The sequence below is a fragment of the Streptomyces sp. NPDC090021 genome (assembly GCF_044748225.1).
Lineage (GTDB): Bacteria > Actinomycetota > Actinomycetes > Streptomycetales > Streptomycetaceae > Streptomyces.
This window is the reverse complement of record NZ_JBIVFO010000066.1, coordinates 1-15820: the sequence shown is the minus strand read 5'-3', so window position 1 is coordinate 15820 and position 15820 is coordinate 1. Positions and strand designations below refer to the sequence as shown.

Here is a 15820-nt window from a genome sequence, read left to right as displayed (position 1 = left end):
AGGTTCACAGCACACCGGCACGGGCGCCTTGGACTGTCTCTACCGAGGATCGTAACCCCAGGGGGTTAACGCCCGGCAATCCCCCGGCGTACCCCGGCTTGCGTCCTGGCCGGTTGTCAACCCCCCGGCCACACGGTTGTCCCGTTCGTTACGGCCGTACGTCGTGGCCCGCTCGCGCCAGTCCCGCGGCCTCCCGCTCCAGATCGGCCGACGCGGCGCCGATCCGCCGGCTGGCCAGCGCCACCTCCGCGGAGAGCCGGCGCACCTCCGTGTACACGCGCACGGCGAGCACGGCGAGCACGGCCACTCCGAGGAAGCCCAGGACAATTGCGAACATCGGCCACAGCATGGGGCCGAGCCTAGGCCACCGGCCGCCTCAGATGCTGCGCAGGGTGCTGACGCCGCCGCCGGTCAGCAGCTCCACGATGCGGTCGCCGGCCGGCTTGCGGACGGCGGCACCGCACTCGGGACACGTGAAGGAGTAGAACGTGGCCCTGCGGCTGCCGCCGATGGCCAGCCGCAGGGCGCCCGCGTCCAGCTCGAAGCGGGCGCGGCACTCGGGACAGGAGGCCTTGAAGGCGACCGGCCCGGACGTTGGAGACATCGACCGCGCTCCCCTCAGACCTGTTCCCCGTACCCCGCGAGGGCCTCCCGGGCGGCGCTGCGCGCGCTGTCCGCCAGCTCGGCGGGGGCCACGATCCGCCCCTCCCGCCCCAGCCGCAGCGCGAGACGGCGCAGCGAGGCCGGGTCGGGGCTGCGCAGCGTGATGCGCAGGCCACCGTCCGCGAGTTCCTCGGCGCTGTCGTGCGGGTAGTACTCGGCGACCCAGCGCCCGCCGGGTCCGACCTCGACGACGACCTCCGGGTCCTCGGCGGACGGCTGGACGAGGCCCTCGGACAGGTCGCGCGGCTCGATGGCGGGCGGTTCCGCCCGCTCGTCAAGCAGTCGGATCTCGGCCACCCGGTCGAGTCGGAAGGTACGCCGGGCCTCGGAGAGGTGGCACCAGCCCTCCAGGTAGGTGTGCCCCACCGCGAAGAGCCGGATGGGGTCGACCTCGCGCTCGGTCAGCTCGTCACGGGCCGGCGAGTAGTAGCGCAGCCACAGCCTCCGGCGTTCCGCGATGGCCCGGTCGACGTCCGCGAAGACCCCGCCCTCGGACTCGAAGGTCACCGACAGCCGGGAGCTGGCCCCGGCCGCCTCGCCGGCGGCCGCCTCCAGCTTGGCGGTGGCCCGCAGCAGGGCGTCACGGTCGCTCTCGCGCAGCCCCGGCAGCGTCGCCACCGCGCGTGCGGCGACGAGCAGGGCGGTCGCCTCGTCGGCGGCCAGCCGCAGCGGTTCGGCGGTGGACTCTCCCGAGGCGTCGGGATTGCGCCACCAGATGCGCTCCCCGTCGGTGTCGATGTCGAGCAGGTCCCCGCCCCGGAAGCTGGTGCCGCACATGGGCAGCACGTCGAGGTCCGAGATCAGCTCGTCCTCGGTGATACCGAAGGCGCGGGCGACGTCAGCGACGTGCGCACCCGGGCGCTCGCGCAGGTACGTCACCAGGGACAGCATCCGGCGGGTCTGGTCGATGGCGTTGGCGGCCATGCTGGTACGTCTCCCCCTCAGGGCACGGGCACGTCTGTGGATGTCGCGGTGATGAATGGTGCGGTGGCGGGCGGACCGGGCCCGCACCGCGGGCGGTTACCCGGAAAGCGTCTCAGGCCCCGGCCACGGCCCGCAGCCGGTCGACCACGTCTGCGCGCAGATCGGCGGGACCGACCACGACGACGTCGGGCCCGAACTCCACCAGCCAGGCGTCGAGCCCGTGCCCGTAGGGGATCTCCAGCTCGTCCCAGCCGTCCGCGCCCTCGTGCACCGCCGTGGCCTTGGCCCGCAGCGGGTAGCCGGCCCCGGCCCGCAGCCGGATCAGCGCGGACCGGTCCGCGCTCTCCCCGGCCCAGCCCGCCACGGTCTCCCGTACGGTCACCACGTCCGGCACCTCCGCGGTGTACTTCGCCGCGCGCGAGCGGACCTTCCCGGTGATCCGCGAGAGCCGGAACACCCGCTCCGCCCCGCGGTCGCGGTCGAAGCCGGCCAGGTACCAGTGGCCGCGCCAGCACTCCAGCGCCCAGGGCTCCACCTGACGCGTCTCGGGCCGGGCCGCGGTCGACTTGCGGTAGTCGAAGACCACCGGCCTGCGGTCCCGGCAGGCCAGCATCAGCGGTTCGAAGGCCGCCTCGTGGACCGGGATCCGCGGCTCGATGGCGCTGGACTGGCCCTCGTAGGGGTTGTCGGCCTCCGGCATCCCGCCCGCCCGCAGCTTCTGCAGGGCGCCGCTGGCCGCTCCCGCGAGGCGGGCCTGCTGCCAGACCTTGGCCGCCAGCCCCAGCGCCGCGGCCTCCTCCGCGTCGAGGGAGACCGGGGGCAGCCGGTTGCTGTCCCGGCGGGCCAGGTAGCCGATCTCCCCCTCCAGGTTCTCCACCGTCTCGATCACCAGACCGAGTTCGCGCAGGTCGTCCTTGTCCCGCTCGAACATGCGGTTGAAGGACTCGTCGTTGCCGGCTTCCATGTAGGCCTCGATCGAGCCGCGCAACTCGCGCTTGCTCAGCGGCCGGCGGGTCCCCAGCAGACACAGCGCCAGATTCATCAGACGCTCGGCCTTGGCAATCGCCATCGACGCCCTTCCCCCGTTCTCGACACACACTCGTGACCGTTGACCGTACCGCCCCGGCGGTCCCGGACAAAAAGCGAGGGCCCCCGCCTCACGGCGGGGGCCCCTGCACTGCTCACGGACGTTCCGTTCAGCCGACCTTGACCAGGTCGCAGACGAAGATCAGCGTCTCGCCCGGGGCGATCGCACCGCCCGCGCCACGGTCGCCGTAGGCCAGGTGGGCCGGGATGACCAGCTTGCGGCGGCCGCCGACCTTCATGCCCTGGACACCCTGGTCCCAGCCGGCGATGACCTGACCGACGCCGAGCTGGAACTGGAGCGCGGAACCACGGTTCCAGGAAGCGTCGAACTCCTCACCGGTGGAGAAGGCCACACCCACGTAGTGGACGGAGACCCGGTCGCCGGCCTTGGCCTCGGCACCGTCGCCCAGCCAGATGTCCTCCTTGACCAGGTCGGACGGGGCCGGGCCCTCGGGGAAGTCGATCTCGGGCTTCTCGAGCTTGTCGCTCACGGAACTGCTCCTCAAACTATGTGGACAACCGGGACAGTCTTACATCACCGCGAGGATGTCGAGGCTGAAGACCAGCGTCGAGTTGGCCGGGATGGTCCCCTGCTCCTTCTCCCCGAAGCCCATGTCCGGCGGGATCACCAGCAGGATGCGGCTGCCGACCTTCTTGCCGACGATGCCGTCCTTCAGGCCCTTCACCTGCAGCTGATCCAGCGGCCAGGTCACCGACTGCCCGGAGGTGTAGGTGCTCTCGAACGTCTTGTCGTCCTTCCAGGTCTTGCCGTGGAACTTGACGACGACGCTGTTCTTGTCCGTCACCGCCGGACCGTCGCCCTCCAGGACGTAGTTCGACACCAGCTTCGCCGGCGGGGTGACGTCCTTCGGGACGGCCACGGAGACTTCCTTGCCGTCCGTGTTCGTACCGACCTTCGGCAGGTCCTTGTTGTCCTGGGCGACCTCCTTGCCCGTGGCCGACACCGGGACCGTGGCACCCTTGACGATGTCCACGACGAAGACCAGCGTGGCGTCCCCCTTGATCTTCGGGGGCGAGCCCTGGGCTCCGTAGCCGAGGTCCGGCGGGATCACCAGCACGACGCGGCTGCCGACCTTCTGGCCCTCCAGGCCCTGGTCCCAGCCCTTGATGACGGCGCCGGCGCCGATCGTCACATCGAACGGCTGGCCCTTGCCGAAGCTCTGGTCGAAGGGCTCGGCGCCGTCCCACACCTGGCCGTAGTAGTTGACCTGGGCGATGTCGCCCTTCTTCAGCGCCTGGCCGGTGCCCTCCTTGACGGTCACCACCTTCAGCTCCTTGGGCGGCTCGCCCTTCCCCTTGGCCAGGGTGGGCGTCTCCCCGAACTCGGCGCCCTTCGTGATCGCGGGCGCTCCGTTCTTCATCTGGGCGGAGTCGGAGCCGCTGTCGTCGCCACAGGCCGCTGTCGACAGCAGCAGAAGGGGTACGACAAGCAGGCCGGCAAGTCGGCGCACGTGTTCCTCAGATCTCAGACGGCAAGGCGGTCGCCCGCCACTCTAAGCCGTGCACAGGGCCCCGTACGAGAAACGTACGGGGCCCTGGCGAGAAGTGAGGCGTCACACCGCCCGCTACATGCCGGCGATCAGCTTCTCCACCCGGTCGTCCACCGACCGGAACGGGTCCTTGCACAGCACCGTCCGCTGCGCCTGGTCATTGAGCTTCAGGTGCACCCAGTCGACCGTGAAGTCCCGCCGCTGCTCCTGCGCCCGGCGGATGAAGTCGCCGCGCAGCCGCGCCCGCGTGGTCTGCGGGGGCACCGACTTGCCCTCGAAGATCTTGAGGTCGTTGCAGATCCGCGCCGCCTGCCCCTTGCGCTCCAGCAGGTAGTACAGCCCACGACGGCGGTGGATGTCGTGGTAGGCGAGGTCTATCTGAGCCACCCTCGGATTCGACATGGTCATGCTGTGCTTCTCCCGGTACCGCTCGATCAGCTGGTACTTCATCACCCAGTCGATCTCGGTACCGATCCGGTCCAGGTCCTCCGCCTCGATCGCGTCCAGCGTGCGGCCCCACAGCTCCAGCACCTGGTCCACCACACCGGTACGGATGCCCCGGCGCTCGGCGAAGTCCACCGCCTTGTCGTAGTACTCCCGCTGGATCTCCAGCGCGGAGGCCTCCCGGCCGCTCGCCAGACGCACCTTGCGCTGGCCCGTGATGTCGTGGCTGACCTCGCGGATCGCCCGGATCGGGTTCTCCAGGGTGAGGTCCCGCATCACCGTGCCCGCCTCGATCATCCGCAGCACCAGGTCGGTCGCCCCGACCTTCAGCAGCATGGTCGTCTCGGACATGTTCGAGTCACCCACGATCACGTGGAGGCGGCGGTACCGCTCCGCGTCCGCGTGCGGCTCGTCCCGCGTGTTGATGATCGGCCGCGACCGCGTCGTGGCGGAGCTGACGCCCTCCCAGATGTGCTCGGCCCGCTGGCTCACGCAGTAGACCGCGCCCCGGGGGGTCTGCAGCACCTTGCCCGCGCCGCAGATCAGCTGACGCGTGACGAGGAACGGAATGAGAATGTCCGCCAGGCGGGAGAATTCCCCGTGCCGGGCCACCAGGTAGTTCTCGTGGCAGCCGTACGAGTTGCCCGCCGAGTCGGTGTTGTTCTTGAAGAGATAGACGTCGCCCGCGATTCCCTCCTCGTGCAGGCGGCGTTCAGCGTCGACGAGCAGGCCTTCGAGAATGCGCTCGCCTGCTTTGTCGTGCGTGACCAACTCGGTCACGTTGTCACATTCGGGAGTTGCATATTCCGGATGCGAACCCACGTCGAGGTAGAGGCGGGCACCGTTCCGCAGGAAGACATTGCTGCTGCGGCCCCATGACACGACACGGCGGAAGAGGTAGCGCGCCACTTCGTCAGGAGACAGTCGGCGCTGTCCCCTGAACGTGCACGTGACGCCGTACTCGTTCTCCAGCCCGAAAATGCGGCGGTCCATGACTGAACATTACGCCTTCTGCCCTCTTCCGAAACCGGGTTCGCTGCCGCCGTTTCGATCAGTTCCCCCGAGCAGGCCGCCGAACACCCGCCGCACGGGCCGCGAACACCACGGGCACACCGCACCGGCCCGCCCGGACCTCACTGCGCCGACCGGACCTCACTGCGCCGACCGGGCCTGCGACGCCACCTCACCGGAGCCGTCCGGCACAACCCGCGCCGAACCCGCCACCGCACGGCTGCGCCCCCCGGTTGACAGCACTCCCTGAGTCACCATCAGAACCAGCAGCGCCGCGCCGCCCGCGGCGCACGCCACACCGAAGCCCCATCCGGTGCCGCCCAGCTCCACCGCCGGACCGGCGGCCGCCGTACCGATCGCCGCCCCCACACCGAAGAAGGTCACCAGCCACGAGAAGGCCTCGGTCACCGTACCCGTGGGCGCGTGCCGGTCCACCACGATGAACGCGCACGCCAGGGCCGGCGCCAGGAACACGCCCGACAGCGCCGCCAGCGCCGTCATCGCCACCGGCCCCGGGGTCAGCAGCAGCGGCAGGTAACAGACCGCGAGCAGCGCCACCAGCAGCCGCAGCCGCCGCTCGGGCGCACCCGCCCACTGACGGGCGCCGTAGAACACCCCGCCGATCAGCGCGCCCAGCCCGAGCGCCGCCATCAGCCAGCCGTACACCGCCTGACCGCCGTTGCCGTCCGCATACGCCACACCGGCCACCGTGATCGAACCCAGCGCCATGCCCACGAAGAAGAACGCGCCGAGCAGCGCCAGCAGCCCGCGCGAGCGCAGGGCGCCCAGCCAGTGAGCCTCCCGGGGCTCCGAGCGCCACGTCCTCGACGGCTCGCTGACCACGACCGACAGCGCGCCCAGCACCCCGATCGCGTTCAGGGCCAGCAGCGCCCCGGCCGGCGACCACACCGCCACGAACAGCGTCACCAGCAGCGGACCGACGGTGAACATGACCTCCTGGGCCACCGCGTCCATCGCGTACGCCGCGTGGACCTTCTCCTCACGACCCCCCAGCACGCCCGGCCACAGGGCCCGCAGCCCACCCTCCAGCGGCGGCGTGAACAGCCCCCCGACCACCACCGCAGCGTACGCCGGGACCGCCGAGCCGGTGCCCGCGAGCGCCAGCCACACCATCCCGAGCGCGGACAGGAACGCCGCCGGCAGCTGCACCCGCGGCTGCCCGAACAGGTCCACGGCCCGCCCCAGCAACGGCTGACCCACCGCGTTCGCCAGCCCGTACACGGCAGCCAGCGCCCCCGCCAGGCTGTAGCTGCCCCCCTCCGCGCGCGTGAACAGCACGATCGCGATCGGCGCGGTGGCGTTCGGCAGCCTGCCCACAAGCGTCCCCGCCAGCAGCCTCGCGGCGTGCCGGGTCCTCAGCAGCTCCGCGTATCCCGCGGCCATGACGGCCCCCTTCTGCCCGGACCCAGCCGGGGTAATACGTATAACGTGACTCGTCATACGTACCATGGCCACAGTCCACGGGTCCACCCCGCGGACCGCGAAACCACCCCTGACCTCGCACCGCAGGAGCCCCGTGTGACGAGACCCACCAGCCGGGACGTGGCCACCGCCGCCGGGGTCTCCCAGGCCACCGTCTCCCTCGTCCTCGGCGACAAATGGCCCGGCCGCGTCTCGACACGCACCGCCGCCCTCGTCCGCGAGACCGCCACCCGGCTCGGCTACCGACCCAACCTCGCCGCCCGCAACCTCCGCCTCGGCTCCACCCGCACCGCCCTCCTCGTCGTCCCCGCGCTCACCAACGAGTTCTTCGCCCGCGTCTACACCGGGGCCGCCCGCGTCGCCGCCGAACACGGCTTCGGCGTCGTCCTCTACCCCTCCCCCGACGGCACCGGCCCCGCCCGCGACCCCTTCGCCTCCGCCCGCGCCGCCCTCGACGGCGTCATCGCCTCCTCCATGGCCGCCCACGCCCTCCAGGCCATCGGCGGCGACACCCTCCCCCTCGTCATGCTCGACAGCGACCCCCGCGCCGGAGGCGCCGCCGCCCACGTCAACCTCGCCATGGCCGACGGCATGCGCCAGGTCGCCGAACACCTCCTCACCCTCGGCCACCGGCGCTTCCTCCACCTCGCCTCCGCCGTCGACTCCTGGACCTTCGACACCCGCGCCGAAGCCCTCAGCGCCCTCCTGGGCCCCGGCACCCAGCTGCGCACCGTACGCTCCCCGCTCACCGTCGACGGCGCCCGTACGGCCATGGAAGCCGCCCTCGCGACCCCTCTGGACCGGCCGACCGCCATCGTCTGCGACGACGACATCCTCGCCGCCGGCGCCTGCAAGGCCGCCCGCCGGCTCGGCCTGCGCGTCCCCGAGGACCTCTCCGTCACCGGCTTCGACGACCTCGCCCTCGCCACCGCCGTCGAGCCCGAGCTCACCACGGTCCACCTCCCCGCCGAACGCGTCGGCGAACAGGGCATGACCGCCCTCCTCGCCGTCCTCGAAGGCACCCCCTGGACCGCCCCCGACATCCCCGTCACCCTCGTCGTCCGCGACTCCACCGGCCCCGCCCCCGCACCCTGAGCCCCGACACGACGAAGCCCCGGCCACCCCGCGAAGGGCGACCGGGGCCACGCACCCGAATCCTGGTCCTGCTCGCTACTCCGCGTCGTCCTCCGGCGCCTCGTCGTTCGACACGGCGTCCGCCTGCGCCGCGGCCGGCACATCCGCCTCCAGCAGCCGCGACAGCTGCCGGCCCCGGATCCGCTTGAACTTGCGCTGCTGCGACCGGGTCCGGTCCAGCACCGCCACCTCCAGCCGCTCCGCCGGAATCGCCTTGTCGGCGCCGTTGGCCTGGCTGGACAACGCCGCCACCGCCAGCTTCAGCGCCTCCGACAGAGTCATCCCGTCCTGGTGCCGCTGGTCCAGATAGGTACTGATCTGCTCGGCGTTGCCACCGACCGCGACCGAGCCGTGCTCGTCCACGATCGACCCGTCGTGCGGCAACCGGTAGATCTGGTCACCGGCGGCCGTCGCACCGACCTCGGCCACCACCAGCTCCACCTCGTACGGCTTCTCACCGGCGCTGGAGAAGATCGTGCCGAGGGTCTGCGCGTACACGTTCGCCAGCCCACGGGCCGTCACATCGTCACGGTCGTAGGTGTACCCACGCAGATCCGCGTAGCGCACACCGCCGATCCGCAGGTTCTCGTACTCGTTGTACTTGCCGGCGGCCGCGAAGCCGATCCGGTCGTAGATCTCGCTGAACTTGTGCAGCGCACGGGACGGGTTCTCGCCGACGAACACGATGCCGTCGGCGTACTGCAGCACGACAAGGCTGCGACCGCGGGCGATGCCCTTCCGGGCGTATTCCGCCCGGTCGGCCATGGCCTGCTGGGGTGACACATAGAACGGAGTCGACACCGGCTTTCCGTCCCTTTCTTCTGGGCGACGAGGTGACGGGCGATCAGAGCAGGGCGGCGCGCGGGCCGTCGGGCTGCTCCAGGCGACGATCGGTGACCGAACGGGCGAGCGCCTGCGACTCGTCCTCGCTCAGCCTGCGGAAGCCCTCGTCGGTGATGACGGTGACGATCGGATAGATGTGGCGGTACAGGTCCGGCCCACCGGTCGCCGAGTCGTCGTCGGCGGCGTCGTACAGCGCCTGCACCACCAGCGTGGTGGCCTGCTCCTCGGTCAGATCCGGACGGTAGAGCTTCTTCATGGAGCCCCGCGCGAAGATCGAACCCGAACCGGTCGCCGCGTAGCCGTGCTCCTCGGAGCGGCCGCCGGTGACGTCGTAGGAGAAGATCCGGCCCTTCTCCTTGCCCTCGTCGTAGCCGGCGAAGAGCGGCACCACGGCCAGGCCCTGCATCGCCATGCCGAGGTTGCTCCGGATCATGGTGGAGAGCCGGTTGGCCTTGCCCTCCAGGGAGAGGGTCGCCCCCTCCACCTTCTCGAAGTGCTCCAGCTCCAGCTGGAACAGCTTGACCATCTCCACGGCCAGGCCGGCCGTACCGGCGATACCGACCGCGGAGTACTCGTCGGCCGGGAACACCTTCTCGATGTCCCGCTGCGCGATCATGTTCCCCATGGTCGCCCGCCGGTCACCGGCGAGCACGACCCCGCCGGGGAAGGTGACGGCCACGATGGTCGTCCCGTGCGGCGCCTCGACGACACCCTCCGGCAGCTTGCGGTTGCCGGGCAGCATCTCGGGCGAGTGCGCGCCCAGGAAGTCCATGAAGGACGAGGACCCCGGCGTCAGGAAGGCTGCCGGTAGACGCCCTGTGCCACGATTGTTGGCTTCCACGCGTGTCCCTCCAAGTATGAGACGACCCGACGGGCTGCGTCGGGGTCGTCACCCAACTTGCCGATGGCCGTGTTGCAGTTGAAGCACAGTACGCCTCGGACCCTACCCGTCCGGTGGCAGTGATCCACATGTACCGCCGGGCGCTTCAGACAGATACAGCAGAGCCCGCCTTGAGCGGCGACCATTTCGTCCCGATCGGCCTCGGTCATGCCGTACGAGCGCTTGAGATGCCCCGCCCGACTTTCGACCGCTCGACAGGCCTTGCAACGTGTCGATAACCCATCCGAAGCCGTCTTGTTCCGGTCCCATTCCGAGTGGGGCTTGATCTCCCCGCACCGGCGGCAGTATTTGTGCCCCGCAGGGGCTTCGACTCGGGGACGCACGTTCTTCCCCTTGGCTATCTGGCGCTCTTGGTGATACTCGGCTGCGCACGGCCTGCAGTAGCACTGCAGGCCGTCACGCATGGCTCGGTTCGAAGCAAAAGCGTCGCGCGGCTTGACCACACCACACCGCCCACACTTCTTACCCACTTCCGACACTCACCCTCCCCCGCGGGTATCACCTTAGATTCAAAGGTGAAATCACTCGCCACCCTTCTGAACGAAGGAGCGCACGAAGTCCTCGGCGTTCTCCTCCAAGACATCGTCGATCTCGTCGAGTACGGAGTCGACGTCGTCGGAGAGCTTTTCCTGGCGCTCCTTGAGGTCGGTCGATTCCTCGACCGCCGCCTCCTCGACCTCCTCGGTCGAGCGCGTCGCCTTCTGCTGTCCGCCGCCGGTGTCCTTGGTCGCCATGTCTACCTCACCCCGCTCGGTTCGCACGCTCATGTCGAGAGACCCCGGGATTCGGGATCTCTCAAGATCAGACCCTACGTCGGACCCTATAGGGAGGGCCCGGCATTCGTCCCCGGACTTTCACAACGTCCGGTTTTCCTCATGATTCCCGGACCGGTCGCCTTTCAGCCGCGCTCACTGCCCCGAAAGCACCCGGACCAGGTCCTCCGCCGTGCGGCAGCGGTCCAGGAGCTCCTTGACGTGGTTGCGGGTCCCCCGTAGGGGTTCGAGCGTCGGGACGCGCTGGAGCGAGTCCCGGCCCGGGAGGTCGAAGATCACCGAGTCCCAGGAGGCCGCGGCCACGTCGTCCGCGTACTGCTCCAGGCAGCGGCCGCGGAAGTAGGCCCTGGTGTCCTCCGGAGGCTTGCTCTGGGCCCGTTCCACGGCCGCCTCGTCCACCAGCCGCTTCATCTTGCCGCGGGCCACCAGGCGGTTGTACAGGCCCTTCTCGGGCCGTACGTCGGAGTACTGCAGGTCGACCAGGTGCAGCCGCGCCGCGTCCCAGTCCAGCCCGTCCCGGCGCCGGTAGCCTTCGAGGATCTCCCGCTTGGCGATCCAGTCCAGCTCGCCCGACAGGCTCATCGGGTCGCTCTCCAGCCGGCCCAGCACGTCCTCCCAGCGGGACAGCACATCCTTGGTCTGCTCGTCCGCGTCCGATCCGAAACGCTCGTCCACGTACTTCCTGGCCAGCTCGAAGTACTCCATCTGGAGCTGCACCGCGGTCAGTGTCCGGCCGCTGCGCAGCGTGATCAGGTACTTCAGCGAGGGGTCGTGGGAGACGTGGTGGAGGGTGCGTACGGGCTGGTCGACGGCGAGGTCGACGCCGATGAACCCGTCCTCGATCATGGACAGGACGAGCGCCGTGGTGCCGAGCTTGAGGTAGGTGGAGATCTCCGAGAGGTTCGCGTCGCCGATGATCACGTGGAGCCGGCGGTACTTCTCGGCGTCGGAGTGCGGCTCGTCGCGGGTGTTGATGATGGGCCGCTTCAGGGTGGTCTCCAGGCCGACCTCGACCTCGAAGTAGTCCGCGCGCTGGCTGATCTGGAAGCCGTGCTCGCGGCCGTCCTGGCCGATGCCCACGCGTCCCGCTCCGGTCACGACCTGTCGCGAGACGAAGAAGGGGGTCAGGTGGCGCACGATCTCCGAGAAGGGGGTCTCCCGCTTCATCAGGTAGTTCTCGTGCGTGCCGTAGGAGGCGCCCTTGTTGTCGGTGTTGTTCTTGTACAGGTGGATGGGCTGTGCCCCGGGCAGCTGCGCGGCCCGGACGGCGGCCTCGGCCATGATCCGTTCGCCGGCCTTGTCCCAGAGCACGGCGTCCAGCGGGTTGGTGATCTCCGGGGAGCTGTACTCGGGGTGCGCGTGGTCGACGTAGAGCCGTGCGCCGTTGGTCAGGATGACGTTGGCGAGGCCGATGTCCTCGTCGGTCAGCTGGCTGCTGTCGGCGGCCTCGCGGGCGAGGTCGAAGCCGCGGGCGTCCCGCAGCGGGTTCTCCTCCTCGAAGTCCCAGCGGGCGCGTCGCGCCCGGTGCATCGCCGCCGCGTAGGCGTTGACGATCTGGGACGAGGTGAGCATGGCATTGGCGTTCGGGTGACCGGGGACGGAGATCCCGTACTCCGTCTCGATCCCCATTACTCGCCGTACGGTCATGCGGCCCTCCTTGCCCGGCGGCGCCCCTGACGGGGGCGGCGCTCAAGTACCGCTGGTGCTCCGGTGCGTGTGACTGTGCGGTGCCCGTCCCCGCACTGCGCGACCGGCGGTACGGAAGAGCCTAGAACCACTGCGCGCTCGTGGGGAGATCATTTCCGTCATTGAATCTGCCCTGTCACCGGCTGGAATACGGCCGGTCGATCGGTGGGGTAAAGCAGGCGGCTGCGGATGCCCGGGGAGGGCATCCGCAGCCGCTCCGCATCAGAGGTACTGACCGGTGTTGGCCACCGTGTCGATGGAGCGTCCGGTGTCCGCGCCTTGCTTTCCGGTGACGAGGGTGCGGATGAATACGATCCGCTCGCCCTTCTTACCGGAGATTCGGGCCCAGTCGTCCGGGTTGGTGGTGTTGGGCAGGTCCTCGTTCTCCTTGAACTCGTCCACGCACGCCTGGAGGAGGTGGGAGACCCTCAGGCCCTTCTGGTTGTGTTCGAGGAAGGCCTTGATGGCCATCTTCTTGGCACGGTCGACGATGTTCTGGATCATCGCGCCCGAGTTGAAGTCCTTGAAGTAGAGGACTTCCTTGTCGCCGTTGGCGTACGTGACCTCAAGGAAGCGGTTCTCCTCGGTTTCGGCGTACATCTGCTCGACGACGGTCTGGATCATGCTGTGGACGGTGCCGGCCGTGGAGCCCTGGTGTTCGGACAGGTCGTCCGTGTGCAGGGGCAGCGAGGCCTTGAGGTACTTCGCGAAGATGTCCTTCGCGGCCTCTGCGTCCGGACGCTCGATCTTGATCTTCACGTCGAGGCGGCCGGGGCGCAGGATGGCCGGGTCGATCATGTCCTCGCGGTTGGAGGCGCCGATGACGATGACGTTCTCCAGGCCCTCCACACCGTCGATCTCGGCGAGGAGCTGCGGGACGATGGTGTTCTCCACGTCCGAGCTGACACCGGATCCGCGGGTGCGGAAGAGGGATTCCATCTCGTCGAAGAAGACGATGACGGGGGTGCCCTCACCGGCCTTCTCGCGGGCCCTCTGGAAGACCAGGCGGATGTGCCGTTCGGTCTCGCCGACGTACTTGTTGAGGAGTTCGGGGCCCTTGATGTTCAGGAAGTACGACTTCCCCTGGGCCTGTCCGGTCACCTCGGCGACCTTCTTGGCAAGGGAGTTGGCGACGGCCTTGGCGATGAGCGTCTTGCCGCAGCCGGGCGGGCCGTAGAGCAGGATGCCCTTCGGGGGCCGCAGTTCGTGCTCCTTGAACAGGTCGGGGTAGAGGTACGGGAGCTCGACCGCGTCGCGGATCAGCTCGATCTGGTCGCCCAGGCCGCCGATCTTGTCGTAGTCGATGTCGGGGACCTCTTCGAGGACCAGGTCCTCGACCTCGCTCTTGGGGACGACCTCGTAGACGTAGCCGGAGCGGGGTTCGAGCAGGAGGGCGTCGCCGGGGCGGATGGTGATGTCCAGGAGCGGCTCGGCGAGCCTCACCACCCTCTCCTCGTCGGTGTGCCCGACGACCAGGGCGCGCTCGCCGTCCTCGAGGATCTCCTTGAGGGTGACGATGTCCCCGGCCCGCTCGAATTCCATGGCCTCGACCACGTTGAGGGCCTCGTTGAGCATGACCTCCTGGCCGCGCCGGAGGTCTTCCGGGTCGACGCTGGGGCTGACGTTCACGCGGAGCTTTCGGCCTCCGGTGAAGATGTCGACGGTGCCGTCCTCGTTCGCCTGGAGGAAGACGCCGAAGCCTGCCGGCGGCTGTGCGAGCCGGTCGACTTCTTCCTTGAGGGCCACGATCTGGTCCCGGGCCTCACGGAGGGTATTCGCCAGTCGTTCGTTCTGTGCGGAGACGCCGGCCAGATTTGTCTGGAGCTCGACGATCCGCTCTTCGAGAATCCTCGTGTGTCGCGGAGAGTCGGCGAGCTTACGTCGCAGGACGGCGATTTCCTGCTCGAGATAGGCAACCTGGCCGGCGGGGTCCTCGGACCCTCGCGCGGGCCGGATGCCGCGGTTGATGTCGTCGTCGTGGGCTGCCACGGTCCTCACCTCCTCCAAGGGGAGCTGGACGCTTCCTGACCCTACCTGGGCTGGTGGTGATTGAAACCCCTAGATCACAAAGACGATAGAGGTGTGTCCGATCTTCACCCTTGCGTACTCCCTCACGCCAAGGAAATACCCACCCCTCAAACTCGGGAAGCCGCCGGTTGTAAGGTCGAAGTGTTCAACACCCGTCAGGGCCCGCGCGACTTGCTGCGGGTTGTGACCGGGATGGATCACTCACCGCAGGGAACGGCAGGAGATATGACCGTGCAGCAGGACGCTCCGACGGGCGGCGCCGGTGGGACCGGCGAGCCGCTAGAGGTCTGGATCGACCAGGACCTCTGCACCGGGGACGGCATCTGCGCGCAGTACGCGCCCGAGGTGTTCGAGCTGGACATCGATGGTCTGGCGTACGTGAAGAGCGCGGACGACGAGCTGCTGCAGGAGGTGGGGGCGACCACTTTGGTGCCGCTGCCGCTGCTCCAGGACGTGGTGGACTCGGCGAAGGAATGCCCGGGCGACTGCATCCACGTAAGGCGTGTTTCGGACGGGGTGGAGGTCTTCGGCCCGGACGCGGAGTGACGCTTCAAACACTCCTGGCGGCCGAGTCCGTCAGCTCCTGGCGGAATTTTCCGTCGGTCCAGCGCCACTTGGCGCGCTGGTTCCTGTCGGGGCAGCAGCGCGGGATCTCGGGTCCGGAGTAGCCGAGGAGGCTCGCGGTGACGGCCCGGTCGCGTACGGTCAGTTCCGTGGCGGTCTGGCGCTGCGGGGTGTCCAGGAGGGTGGCCACGATGCGGGGGCGGGCGCCCTCGGCCGGGTCCTGGGTGAGTACGTAGATCGCGTGGGGCGGGGTGCCGGAGCCCGCGTCGCAGCGGACGGCCGCCACGGTCTCGGGGCGGCCGTCGCCGTCGAGGTCGCCCTGGGCGGTGGCGGTGACGGCCTGGGGTGCGCCCTTGCAGTCGAGGGGGTAGGTGACCGCCGCCGGGTCGGGTGCGGTGGCCCGTGGGCCCTTCGCTGCGGGCTCGTCGGTGGCTGCGGGGGTGCCGGTGGCCGGCTGTATGAGTCCCGCGGCGGCTATGACGGCGGCCGTGGCGGTGGCCGTGGCGAGCCAGTGGAGGGGTCTGGTCCGGGTGTGGGCCAGGGTGTCCGGGGTTGCCAGCGTGGCGGGGGTGTGCAGCACGCGGGGTGTCTCCTGTGCGAAGGGTGACGGGGAGCCAGCATCGTGCCACACCTCACACGGGGGTGGAACGGCAGGGGCCGGGTCGGCACGGGGCAACGAAAAGGCGCTGTGGCGGTGTTGCCCCCGGGGGGGGGGGACAAAGCCCCCGCGCCGGCGGGGTGGGGGGGGCGGGGGGTTAGCGGGGTGATAGGGACAGCGGGGGGGTGGGGAACAGGGTTTTAGGTGGGGT

The 15820-nt window shown here is 69.6% G+C and carries 17 protein-coding genes; 2 read left to right on the top strand and 15 right to left on the bottom strand.

Translation table 11 applies throughout. The features are described from left to right. Positions 1–148: 148 nt before the first annotated feature. The 8 genes from ACIPXC_RS33320 to ACIPXC_RS33285 form a co-directional block, all read right to left on the bottom strand. Positions 149–349 carry a hypothetical protein gene (locus ACIPXC_RS33320; RefSeq protein WP_030963787.1) on the bottom strand — a complete coding sequence of 67 codons (201 nt, stop codon included), beginning with the start codon at positions 347–349 and terminating at the stop codon, positions 149–151. A 27-nt stretch (positions 350–376) separates the two neighbouring features. Further along, positions 377–604 carry a hypothetical protein gene (locus ACIPXC_RS33315; protein WP_030025910.1) on the bottom strand — a complete coding sequence of 76 codons (228 nt, stop codon included), beginning with the start codon at positions 602–604 and terminating at the stop codon, positions 377–379. 14 nt (positions 605–618) lie between these two features. After that, complete coding sequence (locus tag ACIPXC_RS33310; protein WP_392575976.1) at positions 619–1587, bottom strand: helix-turn-helix transcriptional regulator; 969 nt, start codon at positions 1585–1587, stop codon at positions 619–621. A gap of 112 nt (positions 1588–1699) precedes the next feature. Further along, on the bottom strand, positions 1700–2656 hold the full coding sequence (locus tag ACIPXC_RS33305) for a helix-turn-helix transcriptional regulator (RefSeq protein WP_401625765.1): 957 nt from the start codon (positions 2654–2656) through the stop codon (positions 1700–1702). 127 nt (positions 2657–2783) lie between these two features. Beyond that, on the bottom strand, positions 2784–3164 hold the full coding sequence (locus ACIPXC_RS33300) for an FKBP-type peptidyl-prolyl cis-trans isomerase (protein WP_401625762.1): 381 nt from the start codon (positions 3162–3164) through the stop codon (positions 2784–2786). Positions 3165–3203: 39 nt separating this feature from the next. Beyond that, the gene (locus ACIPXC_RS33295; protein ID WP_401625759.1) at positions 3204–4145 is read right to left on the bottom strand and encodes an FKBP-type peptidyl-prolyl cis-trans isomerase; all 942 of its coding nucleotides are present in this window, start codon (positions 4143–4145) and stop codon (positions 3204–3206) included. 114 nt (positions 4146–4259) lie between these two features. Continuing rightward, complete coding sequence (pafA, locus tag ACIPXC_RS33290; RefSeq protein WP_401625757.1) at positions 4260–5621, bottom strand: Pup--protein ligase; 1362 nt, start codon at positions 5619–5621, stop codon at positions 4260–4262. Positions 5622–5780: 159 nt separating this feature from the next. Further along, complete coding sequence (locus tag ACIPXC_RS33285; RefSeq protein ID WP_401625755.1) at positions 5781–7043, bottom strand: MFS transporter; 1263 nt, start codon at positions 7041–7043, stop codon at positions 5781–5783. Between the two features lie 135 nt (positions 7044–7178). Here ACIPXC_RS33285 and ACIPXC_RS33280 point away from each other — a divergent pair, with 135 nt between their 5' ends. Next, on the top strand, positions 7179–8177 hold the full coding sequence (locus tag ACIPXC_RS33280; RefSeq protein WP_401625752.1) for a LacI family DNA-binding transcriptional regulator: 999 nt from the start codon (positions 7179–7181) through the stop codon (positions 8175–8177). 75 nt (positions 8178–8252) lie between these two features. Here the strand turns inward: ACIPXC_RS33280 and prcA are convergent, their stop codons facing one another. From prcA to arc, 6 genes are all read right to left on the bottom strand, one after another. After that, complete coding sequence (gene prcA, locus ACIPXC_RS33275) at positions 8253–9017, bottom strand: proteasome subunit alpha (protein ID WP_030655938.1); 765 nt, start codon at positions 9015–9017, stop codon at positions 8253–8255. A 43-nt stretch (positions 9018–9060) separates the two neighbouring features. Next, entirely contained in the window at positions 9061–9900 is an 840-nt protein-coding gene (prcB, locus tag ACIPXC_RS33270; RefSeq protein ID WP_030025896.1) for a proteasome subunit beta, read from the bottom strand. Further along, positions 9852–10085 (bottom strand): endonuclease VII domain-containing protein, encoded by a 234-nt coding sequence (locus tag ACIPXC_RS33265; RefSeq protein WP_401625795.1) that lies wholly within the window; start codon positions 10083–10085, stop codon positions 9852–9854. Before ACIPXC_RS33265 ends, prcB begins: the two co-directional genes overlap by 49 nt. 396 nt (positions 10086–10481) lie before the next feature. Next, positions 10482–10694 carry a ubiquitin-like protein Pup gene (locus ACIPXC_RS33260; RefSeq protein ID WP_030233608.1) on the bottom strand — a complete coding sequence of 71 codons (213 nt, stop codon included), beginning with the start codon at positions 10692–10694 and terminating at the stop codon, positions 10482–10484. 174 nt (positions 10695–10868) lie between these two features. Next, the gene (gene dop / locus ACIPXC_RS33255) at positions 10869–12380 is read right to left on the bottom strand and encodes a depupylase/deamidase Dop (RefSeq protein ID WP_183067676.1); all 1512 of its coding nucleotides are present in this window, start codon (positions 12378–12380) and stop codon (positions 10869–10871) included. Positions 12381–12641: 261 nt separating this feature from the next. Then, positions 12642–14408 (bottom strand): proteasome ATPase, encoded by a 1767-nt coding sequence (gene arc, locus ACIPXC_RS33250; protein WP_401625743.1) that lies wholly within the window; start codon positions 14406–14408, stop codon positions 12642–12644. A gap of 264 nt (positions 14409–14672) precedes the next feature. Between arc and ACIPXC_RS33245 the strand changes: the two genes are divergently transcribed. After that, complete coding sequence (locus tag ACIPXC_RS33245) at positions 14673–14993, top strand: ferredoxin (protein ID WP_401625741.1); 321 nt, start codon at positions 14673–14675, stop codon at positions 14991–14993. A gap of 4 nt (positions 14994–14997) precedes the next feature. Here the strand turns inward: ACIPXC_RS33245 and ACIPXC_RS33240 are convergent, their stop codons facing one another. Further along, complete coding sequence (locus tag ACIPXC_RS33240; protein ID WP_401625738.1) at positions 14998–15591, bottom strand: hypothetical protein; 594 nt, start codon at positions 15589–15591, stop codon at positions 14998–15000. Positions 15592–15820: the final 229 nt, after the last annotated feature.

Coding starts and splice junctions, on each gene's coding strand:
- pafA (WP_401625757.1), bottom strand. CDS start 5,621: ATGGACCGCCGCATTTTCGGGCTGGAGAACGAGTACGGCGTCACGTGC.
- ACIPXC_RS33265 (WP_401625795.1), bottom strand. CDS start 10,085: ATGGTCGCCGCTCAAGGCGGGCTCTGCTGTATCTGTCTGAAGCGCCCG.
- ACIPXC_RS33285 (WP_401625755.1), bottom strand. CDS start 7,043: ATGGCCGCGGGATACGCGGAGCTGCTGAGGACCCGGCACGCCGCGAGG.
- ACIPXC_RS33315 (WP_030025910.1), bottom strand. CDS start 604: ATGTCTCCAACGTCCGGGCCGGTCGCCTTCAAGGCCTCCTGTCCCGAG.
- dop (WP_183067676.1), bottom strand. CDS start 12,380: ATGACCGTACGGCGAGTAATGGGGATCGAGACGGAGTACGGGATCTCC.
- ACIPXC_RS33305 (WP_401625765.1), bottom strand. CDS start 2,656: ATGGCGATTGCCAAGGCCGAGCGTCTGATGAATCTGGCGCTGTGTCTG.
- ACIPXC_RS33260 (WP_030233608.1), bottom strand. CDS start 10,694: ATGGCGACCAAGGACACCGGCGGCGGACAGCAGAAGGCGACGCGCTCG.
- ACIPXC_RS33320 (WP_030963787.1), bottom strand. CDS start 349: ATGCTGTGGCCGATGTTCGCAATTGTCCTGGGCTTCCTCGGAGTGGCC.
- ACIPXC_RS33245 (WP_401625741.1), top strand. CDS start 14,673: ATGACCGTGCAGCAGGACGCTCCGACGGGCGGCGCCGGTGGGACCGGC.
- ACIPXC_RS33310 (WP_392575976.1), bottom strand. CDS start 1,587: ATGGCCGCCAACGCCATCGACCAGACCCGCCGGATGCTGTCCCTGGTG.